The sequence below is a fragment of the Clostridium thermobutyricum DSM 4928 genome, from assembly GCF_002050515.1.
GTDB classification, from domain to species: domain Bacteria; phylum Bacillota; class Clostridia; order Clostridiales; family Clostridiaceae; genus Clostridium; species Clostridium thermobutyricum.
Genome location: NZ_LTAY01000103.1, coordinates 50,149 through 71,373, shown reverse-complemented (window position 1 = coordinate 71,373; position 21,225 = coordinate 50,149). Strand labels below are relative to the sequence as shown.

The following is a 21,225-nucleotide window of genomic DNA, read 5'->3' as shown; positions in this document are numbered from 1 at the left end:
CTAGAAGGTGAACAAAAGATGAAAATAATTAACCCATATAAGTATGAAGGAACCTTTTTAAAAGGTAATCTTCATACTCATTCAGAAAATAGTCCATGCGGTCATTATGATTTAGAAAAAATAATAGATATGTATACTTTTTATAAGGTAGAATATGATTTTTTAAGTATAACAGATCATTGTATGATAACTGATTTAAGTCATTTAAAAGATAAAACAGATATGCTATTAATACCAGGCGTAGAATATAAAAGACATGGAAAACAGACTTTAGGTATAAATGTTAAAGAATATGATGATGATGGAGAAGATTATACAAATCATAATGAACTTTTTAAAAAAGTAAATGCGCAAGGGGGAATAAATATAATTTGTCACCCTCATTTAGGATCATTAGATTATTGGAAAACAGAAGAGTTGATGAAATTAGAAGGATATTTAGGAATAGAAGTATTCAATAATAATGTTAGAATGGATTGTAAAGGAATAGCTGTTGCGTCTGATGTTTGGGATGAACTTTTATCTAACGGAAGAAAAGTTTATGGTTTTGCTAATGATGATATGCATATATTTTCTAGAGTTGGTGGAGGATGCAATTATGTATTAGCAGAAGAAAAAACAATAGATTCTATTATGAATGGAATAAGAAGAGGAAGTTTTTATGCATCTTTTGGAGTAAAAGTAAAAAATATAGAGGTTTATAATGATATCATTTCAGTAGAAAAAGGTGATGATAGAGTACCTTACGTTTATTTTAAATTCATAGGTAAAGATGGACGAGTTTTAAAAGAAGAAAAAGGAATTAAAGGATTTTACAGAGTAAAAGGTGATGAAGGCTATGTTAGAGTAGAAGTTTATAGAGAAGATGGATGTAGAGCATGGCTTCAACCATTTTTTATAGAAGAATAATTAATCTTAATTATTAATTTAATATATATATTGGGGAGTGTTATTATGATAAAGCATATAGTTGCTTGGAAATTAAAAGAAGAAAATAAAAAGGAGAATGCATTAAAAATAAAAGTTGCATTAGAAGATTTAAAAGATTTTATACCAGAAATAAAACATATAGAAGTTGGAATAAATTTAAATAATACAAGTGCAGCAATGGATGTTGTTCTTTATTCAGAATTTGATAATATGAATGATTTAAATAGCTATCAAGTAAATCCACATCATGTAAAGACAAGTAATTTTGTAAAATCAGTTGTTACTGAAAGAAAAGTAGTAGATTACGAAGTTTAATATAAAGCTATCTCAAAATTTTTTGAGATAGCTTTTATTTTTTATAAAAGTTAAATATTGACAATAAGCTTAGCTTGTTATATAGTTAGTTATACAAGTAACTAACCAAGGGGTGGAAAATGGATTTTGATGAATTAAATAAACCAATATATCAACAATTAGCAGAAGAAATAGAAGACTACATTTTAAAAGGAATATTTAAAGAAGAAAGTAAGATACCTTCGACAACAGAATATTCAACTAACTATAATATAAATCCAGCTACTGTAAGAAAAGCATTTGGAATATTAGTAGATGAAGATATAATTTATAAAAAACGTGGAATTGGAATGTTTATAAAAGAGGGAAGTAGAGAAAAAATAAAGAAAAAACGAAAAGATCAATTTTTTATAAATTATATTCAAAAAACTTTAGAAGAGGGAGAAAAACTAGGAATATCTAGCTTGGATATAATTGAATTAATTAAAGAGAGAGGTAATTATGGAAAATAGTATAGTATTTAAAAATGTAAGTAAGTCTTATGGAAAAATTAATGTATTAGATAATATATCTTTTAGTATTGAGGAAGGAAAAATATATGGACTTATCGGAAGAAATGGTGCTGGAAAGACAACTATTTTGAATCTTATAGCAGATAGAATATTCAAAGAGTCTGGAGAAGTAAAAGTATTTAATGAAGATGTACATGAAAATGAAAAGGCTCTTAGAAAAATTTATTTTATGAGTGAAAATATTTATATGATTAAATCCATGAAAGTAAAAGAATTTTTTTATTGGATGAGTAAATTTTATAAAAACTTTGATGTTAATTATGCAAAGGAACTGTGTAAGAAATTTGATTTAGATATTAATAAAAAGTTTGGTTATTTATCAACTGGATATAAAACAATTTATAAAATTATAGGAGCACTTGCATCTAATGCAGAAATTATAATATATGATGAACCTGTATTAGGGTTAGATGTAAATCATAGAGAATTATTTTATAAAGAGCTTCTTAAGAGCTATGATAAAAATGAAAATACTATTATAATATCAACACATTTAATTGAAGAAGTAAGCGGAATAATCGAAAAAGCTATTTTAATAAATAAAGGAAATATAATTTTAGATGGGTATGTAGATGAAATTTTATTTAAGAGTTTTAAAATAAGTGGTGAAAGTAGGGCAGTGGAAGAATTTATAGAAAATAAAAATGTTATTAGTAAAGAGAATTTTAATGGAATAACAAAAGCAGTAATTTATGATGAAATAGAAGAGAAAGCTATATCAGAAATTAAGATAGAAAAAATTAAACTACAAGATTTGTATTTAAGCTTTACGAATAGGTAGGTGTAAAATGGATAAAAGGGTTATTAAATATGTATTTAAAGATATTAAATTTAATTTATTAGTTTATTTTCTTAGCTTAATATTGTTTTTAATGATGATGTATTCTCTTAAATATTTTAATTTAATTGAGAGGATAAGTGGAGTAGAAATAATAGGTGCTTTAGTGATTTTAATACCTAATAGTGTTAAGATTTTATTTGATTTTTTATTTCTAAAAGGAAATAATTTCAAAAGAAGAACTATAGGAATAGTTTATTTATTTTATGGAATTACTTTATCAAGTATGAACAGTTTAATTGTAAATTTAATAGATTATATCTTAAATGGAACTATGATAATAGAAAATTATATAGATTTAAATAAAATATATTTTAAAATTATATTTGTTTTTGGAATAACATTTATAGGATTAATTTGTATATGGATATTTGCTTTATTAATTTATAGAGTAGGAGAAAATAAGTTTTTTAGTTTAATTAGTATTATATCAATGTTTATATTATTTAAAATGATTAAGGACTCAATTTTGAATATACCTTTAAGTTTAAATTTTATTATTTCAAGCATTTGTCTATTAAGTGGAATTTTAATTTTTGTATTTTATTGGAGAGTTAAAAGGTTTAAGGTTATTGGAGGAATATTTGAATGATAAAAGAGAATGTATATTTAAAATATTTTTTTAAATTAGAATATATAGTGTTATTAATTTTTTTATCTGTCTTTAATTATTTTAATAGTCATGGAGATATGATGGTATTTATATTTTTTATATTTAATTCAAGTATAATTACAGAATATATTAAATTAAGTAATATGATGAAATATACAAGAGGAAAGATGTTTAAAGATATTATAGTAGGTTCACTAATAATGGCAACAGTATATTGTTTATGTATTTTGATTATATCTAAATTATTTAACTTAGAAGGAATTTTTGGAAATTATGGGGTGCTTGGAATAATTCAAATAGTAGGGATATATTTATTATCAGGATTATTAGGAATTAAAGTAGGAATATTTACAAGTAATAATTTAAATGCCGGAAAAAAATTTATTTTTAAATTAAGTGTTTTATGTGGGATATTATCTGTACTTATAGTACTAGGTATGGAATTTACAAATTACTTCCAAGTGTTAAATATAATTATTTTTGGTAATTATAAAATAATTGCTGATATATTATTAATAATTTTTATAGGTGTAATTGGTGCAGGGATAGTTTTTAATATAAGAAAAAATATTTTAAAATTAGAATGGAAATAAAAAAAGCACTCAGATTTGAGTGCTTTTTATTAACGTCTTTGAATTCTTGTAGCTTGTTGACGAGCTTTTTTGATTTCTGAATGGTCTATTGGAATTAAATCTCTTTTAGCAGTAAGGTTTAATATGTTTTGAATTTGAATTACAGAAGCATCTGCTTTTCCTTTAACACCAGTAAGACCCATTATCATAACCTTATGACCTTTATTTAATGGAATAAATTCAGGTTTCTTAAACCATTTATTTTTCTTGTATTTACATTTAACAGCACCTTTACCAGCGTCAGGTTTAACAATAATATCTACAATTAATCTGTGAAAGAAAATATAATTTTTTTCTTCTATTTTAAATGAAACAACAGTACCAGCTGTACTTGTTATTCTGTCTCCGTATTTTTGAAAATATGAATCTCTAAAATAATTATTAAATTTATCTTTGAATCCCATAATTAATTCTCCTTTATTAAATAATAAAAATAAGTCCTTAGCTTTTATTATAGAACATAACAAATCCATTATAACATAAAAATATTTTTAATAAAATATCAAAATTTATTTAATGTAGCATAAATAATAGGGTTTAAGTAATATTTTATAATAGGATGAATATAAAATACTAATTGTTAATGAAGGGAGAATTTTAACAATAAAATATATAAATTTAATTATGGGCATTAAAAGAAAATAGATTTATAGTATAATTAATAGGTAAAGTTAAAATCTTAATGGGGGAAAAGGAAGCGGAAAAAATGAATGTTGGGTTATTAGATATATGTAATAGCGTAATGGATACTTATAAAATAGTAAAAGATGGCTTACGATTTGATGGAGAATATATAAATCATTTTTCTTCAATTATATTTGGAGGAGAAGGAAAAGAGATAAATATAGAAGAAATTAAAAAAATAAGAAAATACATGAAAAAAATGACAAGTCAATTATCAAATTTTAGAGGGGATACTCTTTATATGATTTCTATACTTATTAGTAATGAAGAAAATCCAAAGTTGTTTGCAGATAAATTAATTGATATAAATGAAAATTTGCAAAATATAGGTTTTAAAGACTCACCAGGCTTGATACTAGCATCATATTCAATATGTAAGCATGGAATTAATGGATTAGAAGATAAGATTTTTAATAATACAAAGCTTATATATGATCTTTTAAGAAAAGAATTTAAAGATATAACTGATGAAAATGATTATTTGATTTGTGCTTTATTAGGGATAAAATGTGCAAAAGAAAATGAAGATGCAAGAGAAACAGGAGAATTTGTTGAATATATGTTTAATTACTTATTAAGTCTTAAACATTACTCTAAAAATCATCTTCAAATGTTAGCTACAAGTGTTTTATTAAATGAAAATATAGAATCTCAATTTGAAGTAAAAGAGCTTATAAGAGCTTTTAGAGAGCATGATATGGTAGTTGGTGATGAATTTTTATCTTTAGTAGGAGCTGCAGGTAGAAATGAAGATATTCAAAATTATATTTTTAAAGTAAGTGAGGTTATAGAATATCTTTGTGAAGAAGAGGGAGCTTATTCATATTATATGGATAAAACTTTTAGAGTTATGATAGGGATATCTATAGTTGAATTTTATAATAGGAGAAGAGATCAAAATTATAATAAATATTTAGAAGAACTTTTAGCTTTTTCAGTATATTCTTTTTTATTAAGCAGAAAGCAAGGACTATTTGAAGAAGCTTATGTTTAGAGAGGAAAGCGATGAAAAAGATTATTTTACATGTAGATATGGATGCTTTTTTTGCATCAGTAGAACAAGTAGATAATAAAAGTTTAAGAGGAAAACCAGTAATTGTTGGTGGAGTAAGTGAAAGAGGAGTAGTTTCAACTTGCTCATATGAGGCAAGAAAATATGGAGTTTCCTCTGCTATGCCTGCTTTTATAGCAAGACAAAAATGCCCTACTGGTATATTTTTACCTGTTAGACACAATAGATATAAAGAGGTGTCAGAAAAAATATTTAAAATATTTAGAGAAGTAACACCATTAATTGAACCTTTATCAATTGATGAGGCTTATTTGGATTTATCAGAAAGTACTTTTAAGACAGGGGAAGAGGCAGCAAAATATATAAAAACTAGAGTTTATAGAGAATTAGGATTAACTTTATCTATTGGAATTTCATATAATAAATTTTTAGCAAAGCTTGCATCTGATTGGAATAAACCAAATGGAATAAAAATTATAGATGAAAATATGCTACCAGATATTTTATTTCCTTTACCAATAAGAAGAATACACGGCCTTGGAAAAAAGGCATGTGAAAAGCTTAATAATATGGGAATATTTAAAGTAGAAGATCTTTATAAAATGGATAAAGAATTTTTTATTAAATATTTAGGCAAATATGGAATTGAAATATATGAAAGAATAAGAGGAATAGATAAAAGAGAAGTCAAAGTAAGTAGAGATAGAAAATCTGTAGGAAAAGAAAGAACTTTAAAAAGTAATACAAATAATATAGATGAATTAAAAGAATATTTAATGGAGTTTGCTAAAAAAATAAATGAAATTTTAGATAAAACAGATAAAAGTGGAAGAACTATAACTTTAAAATATAAAACAGGTGAATTTCAAAATCATACTAGAAGTAAAACTTTATCTAAATATATAAAAAGTTTTGAAGAGATATATGAAGTAGGATGTGAGCTTTTAGAGGAAACACCTATAGAAGAAGAAATAAGACTTATAGGACTTAGCATTTCTTCGTTTAGGGAAGAAAAGGAAGTTCAATTGAAATTATTTTAATGAAAACATTTTATTATAGGAGTTTAACTAATTGACATAATAGTATATAAGCTTCTATAATTAAAATGTGAATAAAAGGTTAAGGAGTGACCAAGGATGAATAAAAATGAATTGGCTAAAATGATAGACCATACTTTATTAAAACAAGATGCTACACAGAAAGGAATAGAAAAACTTTGCAAAGAAGCTTTAGAATATAAATTTGCATCTGTTTGTGTAAATCCAACTAGAGTTAAAGAAGCTAGTGAGCTTTTAAAAGGTAGTGAAGTAAAAGTTTGTACTGTTATTGGGTTCCCTTTAGGAGCAACAACAACAGAAGTTAAAGCTTTTGAAACAAAAAATGCTTTAGACAATGGTGCAAATGAAATAGATATGGTTATAAATGTAGGAAAATTAAAAGATGGAGATCTTGAATTTGTTAAAAAAGATATACAAGCTGTTGTAAATGAAACAAAAGGAAGAGGTATAGTTAAAGTTATTATTGAAACATGTCTTTTAACTGATGATGAAAAGGTTATCGCATGTAAATTATCAAAAGAAGCAGGAGCTGATTTTGTTAAAACTTCAACTGGTTTCTCAACTGGAGGAGCAACAGAAAAAGATATAAAACTTATGAGAGAAACTGTAGGAAATGATATGGGAGTTAAAGCTTCAGGAGGAGTTAGAGATAGAGAATTTGCTTTAGCTTTAATAGAAAATGGAGCTTCAAGAATTGGAGCATCAGCTTCAATTGAAATATGTGAAGGAAAAAAATCAAATAGTGATTATTAAAAAAAAAGCTAATTAGAAATTTTCTAGTTAGCTTTTTTTATGTTTCATAAAATTATATCTTTTTACGTTAAAAGTATCCCTAAAACAAAATATTGGAATATTAATATATTATACGAATGCTTTAAGGAGGAATTAGATCAATTTATTTTATAAATTGGTTCAAATATAGATATGAAAAACAAATTAAATCCTAATGAAATAATATTTTGTTTAAATTCTGATGATAATGTGAGTGAAAAGAATATTGATTTATTGGATGTACAAGAATTTAAAACTCCTTATGATAAAATAAAACGAATTTTAAAGATAAAAAAATCTGAATATAATATTTATCTTATAGATTCATTTTTAAAAGAAAAAGTAAATACATTAATATCAATTATAGAAAAAGAATATGAAAGTTTAGAAGCTCCAAATGATATTTGTTATGCTTCTATAAATGATAAAGAAAAGCCATTTCCGATATTTGTAAGTAATGGTCGTGGGATTCAATTAAAAGAAGATATTAAAGTTTTAAAAGAAAAATATAAAACTACTATATTAGAGTTTACATCAGATAGTTATACAAAAGAAAAAGATGATATATTAAATAATTTAAAAGAAAGTAGAGATAATCATTTAAATGAACTTATAACACTTGCAACAAATGAAGGATTTGAGATGAAAGCAACAAATGACGGCTTTGTATTTATACCTTTAAAAGATGGAAAAGAAATGAGTGAAAATGATTATGATAATTTAGATGAAGAGGTAAAGGAGAAATTAATTGATAAAGCAGAAAAGCTAAAAGAAGAATCATCTGAAATTTTATTAGCATTAAAAGATGTAGAGGTAACATCTTTAAAAAAATTAAAAAATATTTTAAGTGAATATATAGAAGAAAAGTTGAAAGATTTTAAAGACGATATTCTATTAGAATATATTGTAGATGATGATGTATATAATTATTTGGACACATTCTATAAAAAAATAGAGGAAGAGCTTATAGAAATTTATAATGTTGATATAGAGGAAGAAGAAAAAGAATTAGATAAAATTATAGAAAAATATTCTATTGAAGTAATAGTAGATAATAGTGAGTATAATCATCCTAGAGTAATATTTGAAGATGATCCTAATATAGGAAAATTACTTGGAACTGTAGAATATGAAAATCAAAATGGAAATTATACAACAGATCTTTCTCTTATAAGTGCAGGATCATTATTAGAAGCTAATGGAGGATGTATAATATTAAGATTAAAGGATCTTATAGCAAATAATTCATATCAATATTTAAAAAAGGCTTTATTATCAAAAAAATTAAATTTTGATTCAAATAGAAATTATTTAGAAGTGTTATCTATTAATGGATTAAAACTTGAACCTATAAATATTAACGTTAAAGTCATTTTAATAGGTGATTATGAAAGTTATAATATTCTATATAATAATGATGAAGATTTTAAAAATCTTTTTCCAGTTAAAGTTCAGATTCCTATCGAAGTTAAATTAAATGACAAAGTTAAAGAAATTAAAAACCTTATAAAAAATATAAGAGAAAAAAATTGTGATTTAGAAATAACTGAAGAAGGAATAAATAGCATATTTAAGCATTTTGTTAGAATTGCTTCTAGTAGAGAAAATATAAATATAGATTATAAAGAAATTGAAAAAATTATTTTATTAAGTGAGCAAATTGCATATAGCGAAGGAAAAGAAATAATTGATAAAGATATAATAAACAAAGTCATATATGAAGATGATATGATTGAAGAAGAATATATCAATATGTATAAAGAAGATAAAGTCTTTGTTAATCTGAAAGGAAAAAGAGTAGGAGATATAAATGGATTAGCAGTATTAGATACTGGAACTCATACTTTTGGAAAAGCTATGAGAATCACTTGCAATGTATTTAAAGGGGATGGGACTGTACATGATTTACACAAAGAAGCTAAGTTAAGTGGAAAAATTCATGAAAAGTCTATTTCAATTTTGAAAAGTATACTTTTGAGCAAGTGGAAGAAAACCGAAAATTTGCCTATCAATCTTTATTTAAGTTTTGAACAAAGTTATGGATTAATAGAAGGAGATAGTGCATCAGTTGCAGAAATGATATGTATGTTATCTGCTATAACTGAGAGAGGAATAAGACAAAATATAGCTGTTACAGGCTCTTTAAATCAATTTGGAGAAGTGCAGCCAATAGGTGGGGTAAATGAGAAAATTGAAGGATTCTTTAAAATTTGTAAAGAATTAAACTTAATGAAAGGTTCAGGAGTATTAATTCCTAGAACAAATATAAATGAATTAGTATTAAATGATGAAGTTGAAGAAGAAATACTAAAAGGAAATTTTTCTATTTATTATATGGATAAATTAGATGAAGCTATAGAAATACTGATTTTAGATGAAAATGAAAGTGTAGCTGATTTTAATAGATATTTAGTTGAAAAAATTGAAGAGTATAAGAAATAATTTAAAAGCAATTTATTTATGAAAATAAGTAAATTGCTTTTTATTTCTAAAAAATAATGAACGTATTGACTATAAATATTATTATATGTTAAAATATGGAAGAAAAGAACAGTAAAATAAATAGGGAGGTGAGCTACTCTAATATAAATATATTAGAGTGATATGTATGTATCTTAAGTTTAATGACTACGATAATATATTAGAAATAGCCTTAATTGGCGAATTAGATCACCACAATGCAAAAGAGGCTAGAGTTAAAATGGATGATAGGATAGAAAGAGGAAATATAAAAAAAGTAATCCTAAATTTTAATTCAGTTACTTTTATGGATAGTTCAGGTATTGGGGTTGTTGTGGGGAGACAAAAAAAGGTAAGTAAAAATGGCGGCGAACTTTACATAGCAGGAGCTAATAAAAGTATAAATAGAGTTTTTGAATTATCAGGCTTATATAAAATAATAAAAAACTTCAGTACTGTAGAGGAAGCATTAAATTGCATTTAAATTGGAGGGGTTTAAATTGTACGATAATAAAATAAGTATAGAATTTTTAAGTAAATCTGAAAATGAAGCTTTTGCTAGAGTTGCAGTGTCTGCATTTGTAGCACAGCTTGATCCTACTATAGAAGAATTAACTGATATTAAAACAGCTGTTTCAGAAGCAGTTACTAATTCAATAATTCATGGATATGAAAATAGAGAAGATGGTAGAGTAAGAATTGATGCTGCGCTAATAGATGATGAAGTTGAAATAATTATAAGTGATTTTGGTGTTGGAATAGAAAATGTGGAAAAGGCAAAAGAACCATTGTATACATCAAGACCAGATTTAGAGCGTTCAGGAATGGGATTTACTGTAATGGAGAGTTTTATGGATTCTTTAGAAGTATATAGTGAAAAAAATAAGGGGACTAGGGTGGTTATTAGAAAAAAAATTGAAGTAATAGGTCAGGTATAAAGCATGAATATTGAGAATTTAAGTAGAGAGGAATATGATTATGATAATAATTGTAAACTTTTGCCTTTAGCTAAGGCTGGAGATGAAAAAGCTTTAAATAGACTTATAGAAATGAATTTACCTTTAGTATCTTCGATAAGTAAAAAATTTCTAAATAGAGGATATGATTATGAAGATATTTTTCAAATTGGGTCTATAGGATTAGTTAAAGCTATTAAGAACTTTGATGATTCTTTTAACGTAAAATTTTCTACTTATGCAGTCCCAATGATTATAGGTGAAATAAAAAGATTCTTAAGAGATGATGGAATAATAAAAGTAAGTAGAAATGTAAAGACATTAGGAAGAAAAATTCATTTTTATAAAGAAGAGTTAGTTAAAACTTTAAATAGAGAGCCAACTATAGAAGAGATTGTAGAATACTCTGGAATTCCAAAAGAAGATATAGTAATTGCCATTGAAGCTTCGTCAAGCCTTCAATATTTATATGATACAATACATCAAGATGATGGTTCACCAGTACTTTTAATAGATAAATTAAGTGAAAATGGAGAGGAAGATACTTCTTTAATAGATAAAATTGCACTAAAAGAAGCAATTGGATGTTTAGATCAAAAATCTAGACAAATAATAATGCTTAGATATTTTAAAGACCAAACACAAGTACAAGTAGCCAAATTGCTTGGTATAAGTCAAGTTCAAGTGTCAAGAATAGAGAAGAAAGTATTAAAGAAAATGAAACAAAAATTAGAAGAGTAAAATTTTAAATCAGCTTAAAAGAGAAATCTTTTAAGCTGATTTTTTTAATTTAATAAAATTTGATTATTTTGAAATAATAAAATAGAGGAGTGATTGAAATTATGAATAATAAAAATAATAAAAAAGAAAAAAAACTACAGAAAAAATTTGAACAATTAGCTCAGGAAAGTGAACCAAAACCAAAGCTAGCTAAAAATTGTATTATGGCTTTTATAGTTGGAGGAATAATCTGTGTAATAGGAGAGTTTTTTGGAAAGATTATTTTAGAGTTAGGAATTCCAGCTGAAAATAAAGGGACTATAGTATCTATTGTAATGATATTCCTAGGTGCACTTTTAACTGGTGTTGGAATATATGATAAAATTGCGATTTTTGGTGGAGCTGGAACTGTAGTTCCTATAACAGGATTTGCTAACTCAGTTGTAGCACCTGCAATTGAATTTAAAAAAGAAGGGTTTGTTTTTGGTGTTGCAGCAAAAATATTTACGATAGCAGGGCCAGTACTTGTATATGGAATTGGTTCATCAGTAATCGTAGGACTTGTATACTATATAATTAAGCTATTTTAGAGGTGGAATATGAATAAGAAAATTGGAAATAGAACAGTACAACTTAAAAATGAACCAAGAATTATAAGTGCCTTTTCTATAGTAGGACCACGTGAAGGAGAAGGACCTTTAAAACAATATTTTGATGAAATATTAAAAGATGAATTATATGAAACCGAGAGTTATGAAAAAGCAGAAGCTAAAATTTTGACTAATACAATACAAGAAGCAATAAAAAGAGCAAACTTAAAAAATAAAGATATAGATTATCTTTTAGCTGGAGATTTATTAAATCAAATAATATCATCATCTTTTGCTGCAAGACAATTAGAAATCCCATTTTTAGGACTTTATGGAGCTTGTTCTACAATGACAGAGTCTCTAAGTTTAGGAAGTATTTTAATAGATAGTGATATTGGAGAATATGTAGTTTGTGCAACAGCATCACACTTTTGTTCTGCAGAAAGACAATTTAGATTTCCACTTGAATATGGTTCACAAAGAAGTCAAACTTGTCAATGGACAGTAACGGGATCTGGAGCAATGGTTTTAGGAAAAGGAGGAAATTTTCCTAAGATAACATATGTAACTACTGGAGTTGTAAAAGATTATGGAATAAAAGATGCAAATAATATGGGAGCAGCAATGGCTCCAGCTGCAGTAGATACACTTTATAATCATTTTAAAGATACTGGAAGAAAACCAGAATATTATGATGTTATAGTTACAGGTGATTTAGGGAGTATAGGTAAAGAGATAACACAAAAACTTCTACTTGAATATGGTTATGATATAAGAAATAACTATATGGATTGTGGAGATATGATTTTTAATAACCAAGCTCAAGGAACAGATTCTGGTGGAAGTGGATGTGGATGTTCTGCTTCAGTGGCAGCAGGATATTTTTATAAAAAGCTTATGAGAAAAGAAATAAAAAGTATACTTCTTATTTCAACAGGAGCTTTAATGAGTACAACATCATCATTGCAAGGAGAAAGTATTCCTGGAATTGCACATGCAGTTAGTATAGAAATGTAAAAGGAGGATTTTTTATGGAATATGTAAAAGCTTTTTGTGTAGGTGGAGGAATATGTGTAATAGCACAAATATTAATGGATAAAACAAAACTTACACCAGCTAGAATATTAGTTTCATTTTTAATGCTAGGAGTAATACTTGGAGCTTTTGGATTATATGATAAATTAATAGATTTTGCAGGAGGTGGCGCAAGTGTGCCATTACCTGGATTTGGAAATACGCTTGCTAAAGCAGCAATTGAAGAAGTAAATAAAGAAGGGCTGTTAGGTGCTTTTACAGGAGGAGTAAAAGGGGCAGCTGGAGGAATAACAGCAGCAATTATTTTTGGATATTTAATGGCAATTATATTTAATCCAAAAAGTAAATAAACTTTCAAAGATTTGGGAAATACATTATAATTTATTTAGATGGGGATAAAATGGGGGATGAATAAATGGTAAAACCGTATAACCAAAGCTATAAAGAAGTATTAAAAAGTTTAGATACTTCTTTAGAAAAAGGGTTAACAGAAGAAGAATGTATATATAGAAAACAAAAATGGGGAGATAATAAAATATATTTTTATAAAGAAAATTTACTTAAAAATATTTTTTCATTAAAAAATATATATCTTTTGCTTAATTTAATTATATGTATTTTTATGTTTTTATTTAAAGAATATTTCAAGTTGGGGATTATATCTTTTATATTATTTATAAATATATATATTAAATTTTTTATTTTAATGAAAAATAAAGAAAATATTGAATATATAGATAAAATAAATATAGCTAGTGTTGAAGTGCTTAGAGATGGGAAAGAAAAAATAATAAAAAGTAGCAACTTAGTTGTAGGTGATATAATTTATTTTAGAAAAAATTCTCTTATAGCAGCGGATATAAGAATATTAAAATCTAAAGATTTGAAAGTAGATGAAAGCAATATTACAGGAGAAAAATTTATAAAGGAAAAATATAATTATAAATTAGATTATGCTCCTTCAAATATTGGAGAAATAAATAATATGCTATTTAAAGGTTCAATAGTAAAAGAAGGAAACGGTATTGGAGTAGTTATCCAAACGGGAAATAACTCTATTTTAGGAAGTATGTTTAGAAACTTAAAAAATATTAACAAAAGAAGTTTCTTATCTAAAATTGAGAAAAATATAAATAAAACTTATTGTATTTTAACTATAATAAATATTTTAATATTCATTATATCTAATTATAATTATAAAAACCTTTTAAATGGATTTTATTTAATATATTCAATATCATTTATAGGAATAATAATTTTTTATATAAATTACATTAAAAGATATTATATTAAAAATGGTGTAGACATAAGAAACATATCAATAATAGAAAATATAAGAAATATAAATGTTATGTTTCTAGAAAAAGTAGGTTCTATTGCTAAAGAAGAAGTTTATTTAAAAAAGATATTTACTGATTTTAAGTTTAAAAATAGTAAAGAAATAGAATATTCTAATGATATAAATTTTAAGAGAGTTTTAGATATAATAACTTTAGCTAATTGTGGAATTTATGATAGTGAAAATAATTATAATAAAGGCAGTTTAATAGAAATTGCATATCTAAAATTTCTTGCAGAAAAAGAAAGCTTACGATATTTAATAAAAAATAGAAATAGAGAAATCTTTAAAATAGAAATAGAATGGGATAAAAAATTTCTTACAACATTAAATAAAAATAAAAAAGGATATAGAGCATATTCAAGAGGAAAATTAGAAGATATATTAAAAAGATGCACTTATATAATGATTGATGGTGTAAAAAAAAAATTAACTGAAGAATATATAGAAATAATAAAAACAAATAATTATAATTTATTAACTGAGGGGCTTATAACAGAAGGATTAGCATATAGAAGTTTTGATTATAAACCAAGTTTAGATGAAAATATAGAAAGTAATTTAACTTTTGTTGGAATAGCAGCTTTAGAAAATGAATTATATAATGATGCAAAAGAGAGAATAGAAAAAAATAAAAGGTAAAAATATTGCACCTATTTTATTTACAGAAGAGCATAAAATTTCTGCTATTTACTTAGGATTTAAAATTGGAATTATAAAAAGTAAAGATGAGGTTATATCTGGAGTTGAAATAGAAAACTTAAAAGATGAGGAACTTATAAAATTATTATCAAAAGTAAAAATATATTCTAATTTAAATATAAATTTAAAAAACAGAATAATAGATATTTTTAAAGCAGAAGGATATAAAACCTTAGTTATAGGTGAAAGTATTGGAGACATATCATTTCTAACAAAAAGTGACGTTGGAATTTGTAAAGATTTAAAATTTAATATTGTAGGTAAAGTTAGTGATGCAATTATTACTAAAGATTATTTAACTAAAATATTTAAATTATATGATGAAAGTGATTATATTTATAATGGAATAAAAGAATTAGGCGATATAATCTTATTACAATTTATAACTTTAAATTTATTTATGGTAATTTTGAATATTGGAGCTAATACCATTTTTGATTTTATAAAATTAAGTATTATAATTTTTATTTTATATATTACTTCTTTATTATTCCTTATAAAAAGAGAAAGATTAAAATTTATATTTAAAAATAAAATTAGATTTATAATTATAAATATTATATTATTTTTAGGAGTTTCATTTATTTAATGAATTTAAGCTATTAATTTTGGCAAAAATTCAGAAAAGAGGTGATATAAATGAAGCTTCAAAATTTAGAAAAAACAAGATATCCAATAGTATATATTTGTTTAAGTTTTTTTGTTAGCAGTATATTCTATTCGTATTATGACTTTAATTTGGGGCTAGTTACAATTTTAACTAGCCTATTTTTTATATTTGTGACTTTTAGAGAAAGTGGAGAATTTTTAATTATAATTATTATAGTATTTTTGCTTGGAATTTGTATTAATAATAGTTTTTATAATATTAAATTTAACAATAGTGAAAGTATAAGAATAATTAAGAGCTATAATAATTTTGCCGTAGGAGAGTTTAAGGGAAGAGAAATAAATTTAACTGGAAAAATTTCAGAAGTAAAAGAAGGAGAAAAAGTTTTTTTAAAAGGTGAATTTAAAAAAGATATAAATAAAGAAAAAGGAAGAATTGGAAATATAGAAGTAAAGAGTTATAGCATTGATGAAAAGAGTATCTTTACAAAATTAAGCCATTTAAGAGAAGGCGTAAAAGAAGAATTAAAAAGAAATTTAGGAGAAAGAAATGCTACTATTGTATCATCAATAATATTTGGCAAAGATGAAAATTTAGATAAAGAAGATGAAGAAGACATTAAAGAGCTTGGCATTATACATGTTATGAGTGTATCTGGGCTTCATATAGCTATGATATTTTTATTAATAAAAAAGATTATTAATATTAAAGCTGGCTTAATTTTAAGTTTTATATATGTATTAATTACTGGAATTGGATTTTCTAGTTTAAGAGCATGGATAATGATTATTTTTTCTTCTTTAGCTATATTAAATAGAAAAACAAAAAGTAGTTTAGGAGCTATAGCCATAAGCGGAATATTAATATTTTTTTGGAAACCATATTGTATTTTTAATATTGGATTCCAACTTTCCTTTGGTGCAACTCTTGGAATAATATTATTTAATGAAAAAATAAATGATAAACTTTATAAATTAAATAAGATTTTAAGAGACTGTATTAGTATATCTTTGTCAGCTCAAATATTTATATTTCCAATATTAATAATAAATTTCAATACTTTTTCAACTGCATTCATATTAGGAAATTTGCTACTTGTTCCATGGATAAATTTGATTCTTATATTTGGAATATTAGGCTTTGTATTTTTAAAAGTAAAATTTATATTTGATTTTATATCCTATATATTAATTATTTTCTTAGATATATTAGACTCATTTGTAAGAGGACTTGGATATTTAAATTTAAAAGAAGTTTATTTAGGAGAGGTAGTTGGATATTTTTATATATTTATAATTTTAAGCTTTTATCTTTATAAAAGAAAAATAGAATTTGCTAAATATATACCAATACCATATGCTATATTTTTAATAATAAGTAGTTATAATTTATCACCTAATATTGAATATAGAAAAGAAGGAGCACTTTTGATTTCTTATAAAGGAGAAAAAGTAATTATGGTATCTAATAAAAATATAAATATTGAAGAAATACAAAATAAAACTGGTGGTAAATTATATAAACATGATACTTTAAAAATAAATAGTTTAGGAACTATAAAAAGAGATGGAAAAAATTTTTTACTTAAAACAGGGGACAAAGAATATTTTTTGAAAATGTCTAGTGAGAAAATAGAAAAAGACTATGATATAATAAATTTTAAAGATGGAAAGGAAAAAGAACTAAATATCTTAAAAGAAGGTATTATAGTTACAGAATAGATTAAAGGTTTTAGGTGATTAATTTGGTAAATTTAGATGTTGTTTTAAAAGATATTAAGAATGGGAAAGAAAAAAATTCGTATGTTATTTGTGGACCTGATGAAGAATTAATAAAAGAAGGTATAGATAAAATAATAAAAAAATACGTAAGTGGGCAAGATGATTTAAACTTTGAAAAATTTGATGGTGGAAAATGTGAATTTGAAGAAGTTAGAAATGCTTGCGAGACATTTCCATTCATGGGTGAAAAAAAAGTAGTTTTATTATATAGATGTCCATTTTTAAAAGAAAAAACTGATTCACAAGGAAAAGCTTTCTATAAACTAATGAAAGAATATTTAAAAGATATACCTCCTACTACAATACTTATTATGTATTATGTTTTTGGCGATAAAAGAGAAAACGTAAAAAGAAATAAAAATTTTATGGGATTAGAAAAAGTAACAACCCTTGTTCAAGTTGAAAAACTTAGAAGAGATGGATTTTATAAAAGGTTGGATTCCATGTTTAAAGAAATGGGAGGAGAAATAAATAATATTAATTTAAAATATTATGCAGAGAAAATTCCTATGAATATGGAGATAGCTAGAAAAGAAGTTAGAAAATTAATTGATTATACAAATGGAAGAGAAATAAAAAGAGAAGACATAGATAAAATGGTTTTAAATAAAAATGAAGATGATGTTTTTGATTTAGTAGATTTTATAGCACAAAAGAAAACTGAAAAAGCTATAAAAATAGTAAATGAACTTTTATTTAAAGCTGATCAACATATGCTTATATTAGTGTCTATAGAAAACCAAATAAAAAAGCTTTATGATTATAAACTTTTATTAAAAGAGGGTAAGTCAATAGATAATATTCAAGAGATAACTAGACTTCCGAGATTTGTAGTAGAAAAAACGGTTAATCAAAGTAAAAAATTTTCTTTTAATCAATTAAAAGAAAGTATGAAACATTGTATTGATACAGAAAAGTCTCTTAAAACAACTAGTAGAGATAAAAAGATGGAATTAGAATTATTAATTTTAAATATGGCACTTGCGAAAAAATAAAAAATACCTTGCATTAATAATGCAAGGTATTTTTATGTAATTAGTGCTATAAAAGTAAATAACCGACCATAGGTCGGTTTATATACTATGCCATAGCATTTAACTTAGCAGCTAATCTTGATTTCTTTCTAGCAGCCATGTTTTTGTGAAGAACTCCTTTAGAAGCAGCCATATCTAAAGATTTAGTAGCAGCTACAAATAAAGTTTTAGCTTCTTCAGCGTTGTTAGCTTCAACTGCAGCTTCAAACTTCTTTATAGCAGTTTTTAAAGCTGATTTAACCATTCTATTTCTTAAAGTTTTAGTTTCAGTAACTTTAATTCTTTTCTTTGCTGATTTTATGTTTGCCATTCAATTTCACCCCCTCTAGATTTTATAGGGTTTCGATGTAGATTAAAAGCAATCTACGTCGAGTGTACATTCAACAAACCATATTATAGCATTGAAATATTATATATTCAAGTATTAAATTCAAACAAAAAGGAAAAATAATTTTAAATAGGTTAATAAGGAGGAAGAAAAAGTATGCTTAACATAAGAACTGACTTAGCTGTAGAGGTTAGCGAAAATTATAAAAAAATAAACAAAAAAGAAATAGATGGAATAATTTTAGAGGAAAAAGAGTTAGAAAATATAAAAATAACAAGCATAAAAGTACTAAATGAAGAAGGAAGTAAAAAACTTGGGAAACCTATAGGAAATTATATAACTTTAGATATATCTGAAAATACAGTTTATGATAGTGAACTTATGGAAGAGGTAGCACTTGTAGGGGGACAAATATTAAGAAAATTAATTGGAACAGATGAAGAAAAAACAGCTCTTGTTGTAGGTCTTGGAAATTGGAAAATTACACCTGATTCATTAGGTCCAAAAGTCATGGAAAAGATAATGATAACTAGACATTTAAAAAATCTAATGCCAGATCAATTTGATGAAGAAATAAACTCTGTTTGTGCAATAGCACCAGGAGTTTTGGGGATAACAGGAATAGAAACAGTTGAAATAATTAAAGGTATTGTACAGAAAATAAAACCTTCAGTTGTTATTTGTGTTGATTCATTGGCATCTAGAAAAGTAGAAAGAATAAATAAAACTATTCAAATAAGTGATACAGGAATTTCTCCAGGAGCTGGAGTTAGAAATAATAGAATGAAAATAAATGAAGAAAATCTTGGAGTTAAAGTTATTGCAATAGGAGTACCAACTGTTGTTGATGCAAGTACTATAGTTAATGATAGTATGGATTTAATAATAGATGAACTTTTAAATCAAACTGAAAAAGGAAGTATATTTTATAAAGAATTAATTGAACTTGATAAAGAAGAGAAGAGTAGACTTATTAAAGAATTATTAGAACCTTACTTAGGTCAGCTTATGGTAACTCCAAAGGAAGTTGACTTAGTTATTGATGGATTTTCAAAAATAATCTCAAAGAGCATAAATATTGGAATACAGCCTAATTTGGATGTAGAAGAAATAAATAAATTTATGAATTAATAAAAAAAGTATAATAATTATGTTAATTCTCTCATATATTTAGAAAGAAGCAGGGAGGGGATTAACTTGAGTTCAGAAGCGTTAGGAGTAAAAAATAGTAAAAGAAAAAAGAAAGGATTTAATTTAGATTTTAGTATATTAGGATTATTGATAATATTATTAATATTTTTTGGTAGATGCTTTAATGTAATGGCTAATAGCTTTGAAAGAGGTGGTTTAGCTTATGTACAGATGTTAAACTATGGATTACCACTAGTGGAAGAATTAACTTATGATGAAGAAGATTATGCAGAAAGTGAAATGTCACTTAAAAATGTAGCATTAGAAGCGATTGGATTATCAGAAATAGGACCTCAATCTATTTTAAATGGCGAATTACCTCTTGTAAAAACAAATAGTACTATAGCAAAAAATGATATTCCTAATTATGATGATTTTAAATTAGGTGATGAAGCAGTTTCAAAATATGATAAAAATGAAAAAGGTCCTTATAATGAAAAGTTAAAAGAAGAATTAAAAAATAGTAAACCTAAAATTTTAATATATAATACTCACTCAACAGAAAATTATTCAGATTCTAAAAAATTTACAACTAATTCAGAACATAATGTAGTTGGAGTAGTAGAAGTTATAGCAAAAGAATTGAAAGAAAAATATGGAATTGAAGTTATACATGATAAAACTGTACATGATATTTCATATAATGGAGCTTATTTAAGAACTCAAGAAACTATAAAAAGATATGTAAATAAATATGGAAATGATTTTGACTTAGTTTTAGATATTCATAGAGATGGGGTTAAAGATTTATCACTTAAAGCACCATTTTATACAAAAATAAATGGAGATGATTTAGCTAAGATAATGTTTGTAAATAGTAAAAGTTCACCATTTTTCTCTTATAATGATAAAGTAGCAAGAGAAATGATAAAAATTTCAGATAAGCTATTTCCAGGTTTAACAAGACAAAGTGAGCCAATGACATATAATCATGGAAAGTATGGATTAGCACAACAAATAGCTAAGAATTCAGTGCTTATTGAAGTTGGAGCAAATTCAAATACTTCACAAGAAGCGCAAAATACTGGAAAATATATAGCTAGGATAATTGCAGAGTATATTAACAATAAATAGT

At 24.8% G+C, this 21,225-nt stretch carries 23 protein-coding genes; 21 read left to right on the top strand and 2 right to left on the bottom strand.

What is annotated here, in order from left to right:
- The first annotated feature begins 18 nt into the window (after positions 1-18).
- The 6 genes from CLTHE_RS15440 to CLTHE_RS15415 all read left to right on the top strand — a co-directional run bounded on the left by CLTHE_RS15440 (position 19) and on the right by CLTHE_RS15415 (position 3,840).
- Positions 19-909, top strand: coding sequence for a CehA/McbA family metallohydrolase domain-containing protein (locus CLTHE_RS15440; protein ID WP_080024175.1), 891 nt, complete (start codon positions 19-21; stop codon positions 907-909).
- 45 nt (positions 910-954) lie between these two features.
- Positions 955-1,245 carry a Dabb family protein gene (locus CLTHE_RS15435; protein WP_002597973.1) on the top strand — a complete coding sequence of 97 codons (291 nt, stop codon included), beginning with the start codon at positions 955-957 and terminating at the stop codon, positions 1,243-1,245.
- A gap of 119 nt (positions 1,246-1,364) precedes the next feature.
- The gene (locus CLTHE_RS15430; RefSeq protein ID WP_080024174.1) at positions 1,365-1,736 is read left to right on the top strand and encodes a GntR family transcriptional regulator; all 372 of its coding nucleotides are present in this window, start codon (positions 1,365-1,367) and stop codon (positions 1,734-1,736) included.
- Positions 1,726-2,577, top strand: a complete 852-nt coding sequence (locus CLTHE_RS15425; RefSeq protein ID WP_080024173.1) for an ABC transporter ATP-binding protein — start codon at positions 1,726-1,728, stop codon at positions 2,575-2,577. Before CLTHE_RS15430 ends, CLTHE_RS15425 begins: the two co-directional genes overlap by 11 nt.
- A 7-nt stretch (positions 2,578-2,584) precedes the next feature.
- Complete coding sequence (locus CLTHE_RS15420) at positions 2,585-3,226, top strand: hypothetical protein (protein ID WP_080024172.1); 642 nt, start codon at positions 2,585-2,587, stop codon at positions 3,224-3,226.
- Complete coding sequence (locus CLTHE_RS15415; RefSeq protein ID WP_080024171.1) at positions 3,223-3,840, top strand: hypothetical protein; 618 nt, start codon at positions 3,223-3,225, stop codon at positions 3,838-3,840. Before CLTHE_RS15420 ends, CLTHE_RS15415 begins: the two co-directional genes overlap by 4 nt.
- A 29-nt stretch (positions 3,841-3,869) precedes the next feature.
- Here the strand turns inward: CLTHE_RS15415 and CLTHE_RS15410 are convergent, their stop codons facing one another.
- The gene (locus CLTHE_RS15410; protein WP_002597968.1) at positions 3,870-4,283 is read right to left on the bottom strand and encodes a hypothetical protein; all 414 of its coding nucleotides are present in this window, start codon (positions 4,281-4,283) and stop codon (positions 3,870-3,872) included.
- Positions 4,284-4,585: 302 nt separating this feature from the next.
- On the opposite strand from CLTHE_RS15410, the gene CLTHE_RS15405 reads away from it, so the two are divergent.
- The 13 genes from CLTHE_RS15405 (at position 4,586) to holA (ending at position 18,592) form a co-directional block, all read left to right on the top strand.
- Positions 4,586-5,557, top strand: coding sequence for a DUF4003 family protein (locus tag CLTHE_RS15405; RefSeq protein ID WP_158082754.1), 972 nt, complete (start codon positions 4,586-4,588; stop codon positions 5,555-5,557).
- Between the two features lie 11 nt (positions 5,558-5,568).
- Positions 5,569-6,615, top strand: a complete 1,047-nt coding sequence (locus CLTHE_RS15400; protein WP_080024169.1) for a DNA polymerase IV — start codon at positions 5,569-5,571, stop codon at positions 6,613-6,615.
- Positions 6,616-6,711: 96 nt separating this feature from the next.
- A complete protein-coding gene (deoC, locus tag CLTHE_RS15395) occupies positions 6,712-7,386 on the top strand; it encodes a deoxyribose-phosphate aldolase (protein WP_080024168.1) in 675 nt (224 codons plus the stop codon).
- A gap of 171 nt (positions 7,387-7,557) precedes the next feature.
- Entirely contained in the window at positions 7,558-9,846 is a 2,289-nt protein-coding gene (locus CLTHE_RS15390; RefSeq protein ID WP_080024167.1) for an AAA family ATPase, read from the top strand.
- A gap of 166 nt (positions 9,847-10,012) precedes the next feature.
- Positions 10,013-10,348: an anti-sigma F factor antagonist gene (gene spoIIAA / locus CLTHE_RS15385; RefSeq protein ID WP_002597963.1), complete on the top strand. Its 336-nt coding sequence runs from the start codon at positions 10,013-10,015 to the stop codon at positions 10,346-10,348.
- A 16-nt stretch (positions 10,349-10,364) separates the two neighbouring features.
- Complete coding sequence (gene spoIIAB / locus CLTHE_RS15380) at positions 10,365-10,802, top strand: anti-sigma F factor (protein ID WP_002597962.1); 438 nt, start codon at positions 10,365-10,367, stop codon at positions 10,800-10,802.
- 3 nt (positions 10,803-10,805) lie between these two features.
- The gene (gene sigF, locus CLTHE_RS15375) at positions 10,806-11,561 is read left to right on the top strand and encodes an RNA polymerase sporulation sigma factor SigF (RefSeq protein WP_002597961.1); all 756 of its coding nucleotides are present in this window, start codon (positions 10,806-10,808) and stop codon (positions 11,559-11,561) included.
- 101 nt (positions 11,562-11,662) lie between these two features.
- Positions 11,663-12,130, top strand: coding sequence for a stage V sporulation protein AC (gene spoVAC / locus CLTHE_RS15370; RefSeq protein WP_080024166.1), 468 nt, complete (start codon positions 11,663-11,665; stop codon positions 12,128-12,130).
- A gap of 9 nt (positions 12,131-12,139) precedes the next feature.
- A complete protein-coding gene (gene spoVAD, locus CLTHE_RS15365; protein ID WP_080024165.1) occupies positions 12,140-13,147 on the top strand; it encodes a stage V sporulation protein AD in 1,008 nt (335 codons plus the stop codon).
- Positions 13,148-13,161: 14 nt separating this feature from the next.
- Positions 13,162-13,515 (top strand): stage V sporulation protein AE, encoded by a 354-nt coding sequence (gene spoVAE / locus CLTHE_RS15360; protein WP_080024164.1) that lies wholly within the window; start codon positions 13,162-13,164, stop codon positions 13,513-13,515.
- A 65-nt stretch (positions 13,516-13,580) separates the two neighbouring features.
- Positions 13,581-15,146, top strand: coding sequence for a P-type ATPase actuator domain-containing protein (locus tag CLTHE_RS15355; RefSeq protein ID WP_080024163.1), 1,566 nt, complete (start codon positions 13,581-13,583; stop codon positions 15,144-15,146).
- Positions 15,147-15,845: 699 nt separating this feature from the next.
- Entirely contained in the window at positions 15,846-17,537 is a 1,692-nt protein-coding gene (locus CLTHE_RS15345) for a ComEC/Rec2 family competence protein (protein WP_080024161.1), read from the top strand.
- 14 nt (positions 17,538-17,551) lie between these two features.
- Positions 17,552-18,592, top strand: coding sequence for a DNA polymerase III subunit delta (holA, locus tag CLTHE_RS15340; RefSeq protein WP_080024160.1), 1,041 nt, complete (start codon positions 17,552-17,554; stop codon positions 18,590-18,592).
- 85 nt (positions 18,593-18,677) lie between these two features.
- Here the strand turns inward: holA and rpsT are convergent, their stop codons facing one another.
- Entirely contained in the window at positions 18,678-18,941 is a 264-nt protein-coding gene (gene rpsT / locus CLTHE_RS15335; protein ID WP_080024159.1) for a 30S ribosomal protein S20, read from the bottom strand.
- 174 nt (positions 18,942-19,115) lie between these two features.
- Here rpsT and gpr point away from each other — a divergent pair, with 174 nt between their 5' ends.
- Positions 19,116-20,090 carry a GPR endopeptidase gene (gpr, locus tag CLTHE_RS15330; protein ID WP_080024158.1) on the top strand — a complete coding sequence of 325 codons (975 nt, stop codon included), beginning with the start codon at positions 19,116-19,118 and terminating at the stop codon, positions 20,088-20,090.
- 66 nt (positions 20,091-20,156) lie between these two features.
- Complete coding sequence (locus CLTHE_RS15325; RefSeq protein WP_080024157.1) at positions 20,157-21,224, top strand: stage II sporulation protein P; 1,068 nt, start codon at positions 20,157-20,159, stop codon at positions 21,222-21,224.
- The last annotated feature ends 1 nt before the right edge of the window (position 21,225 follow it).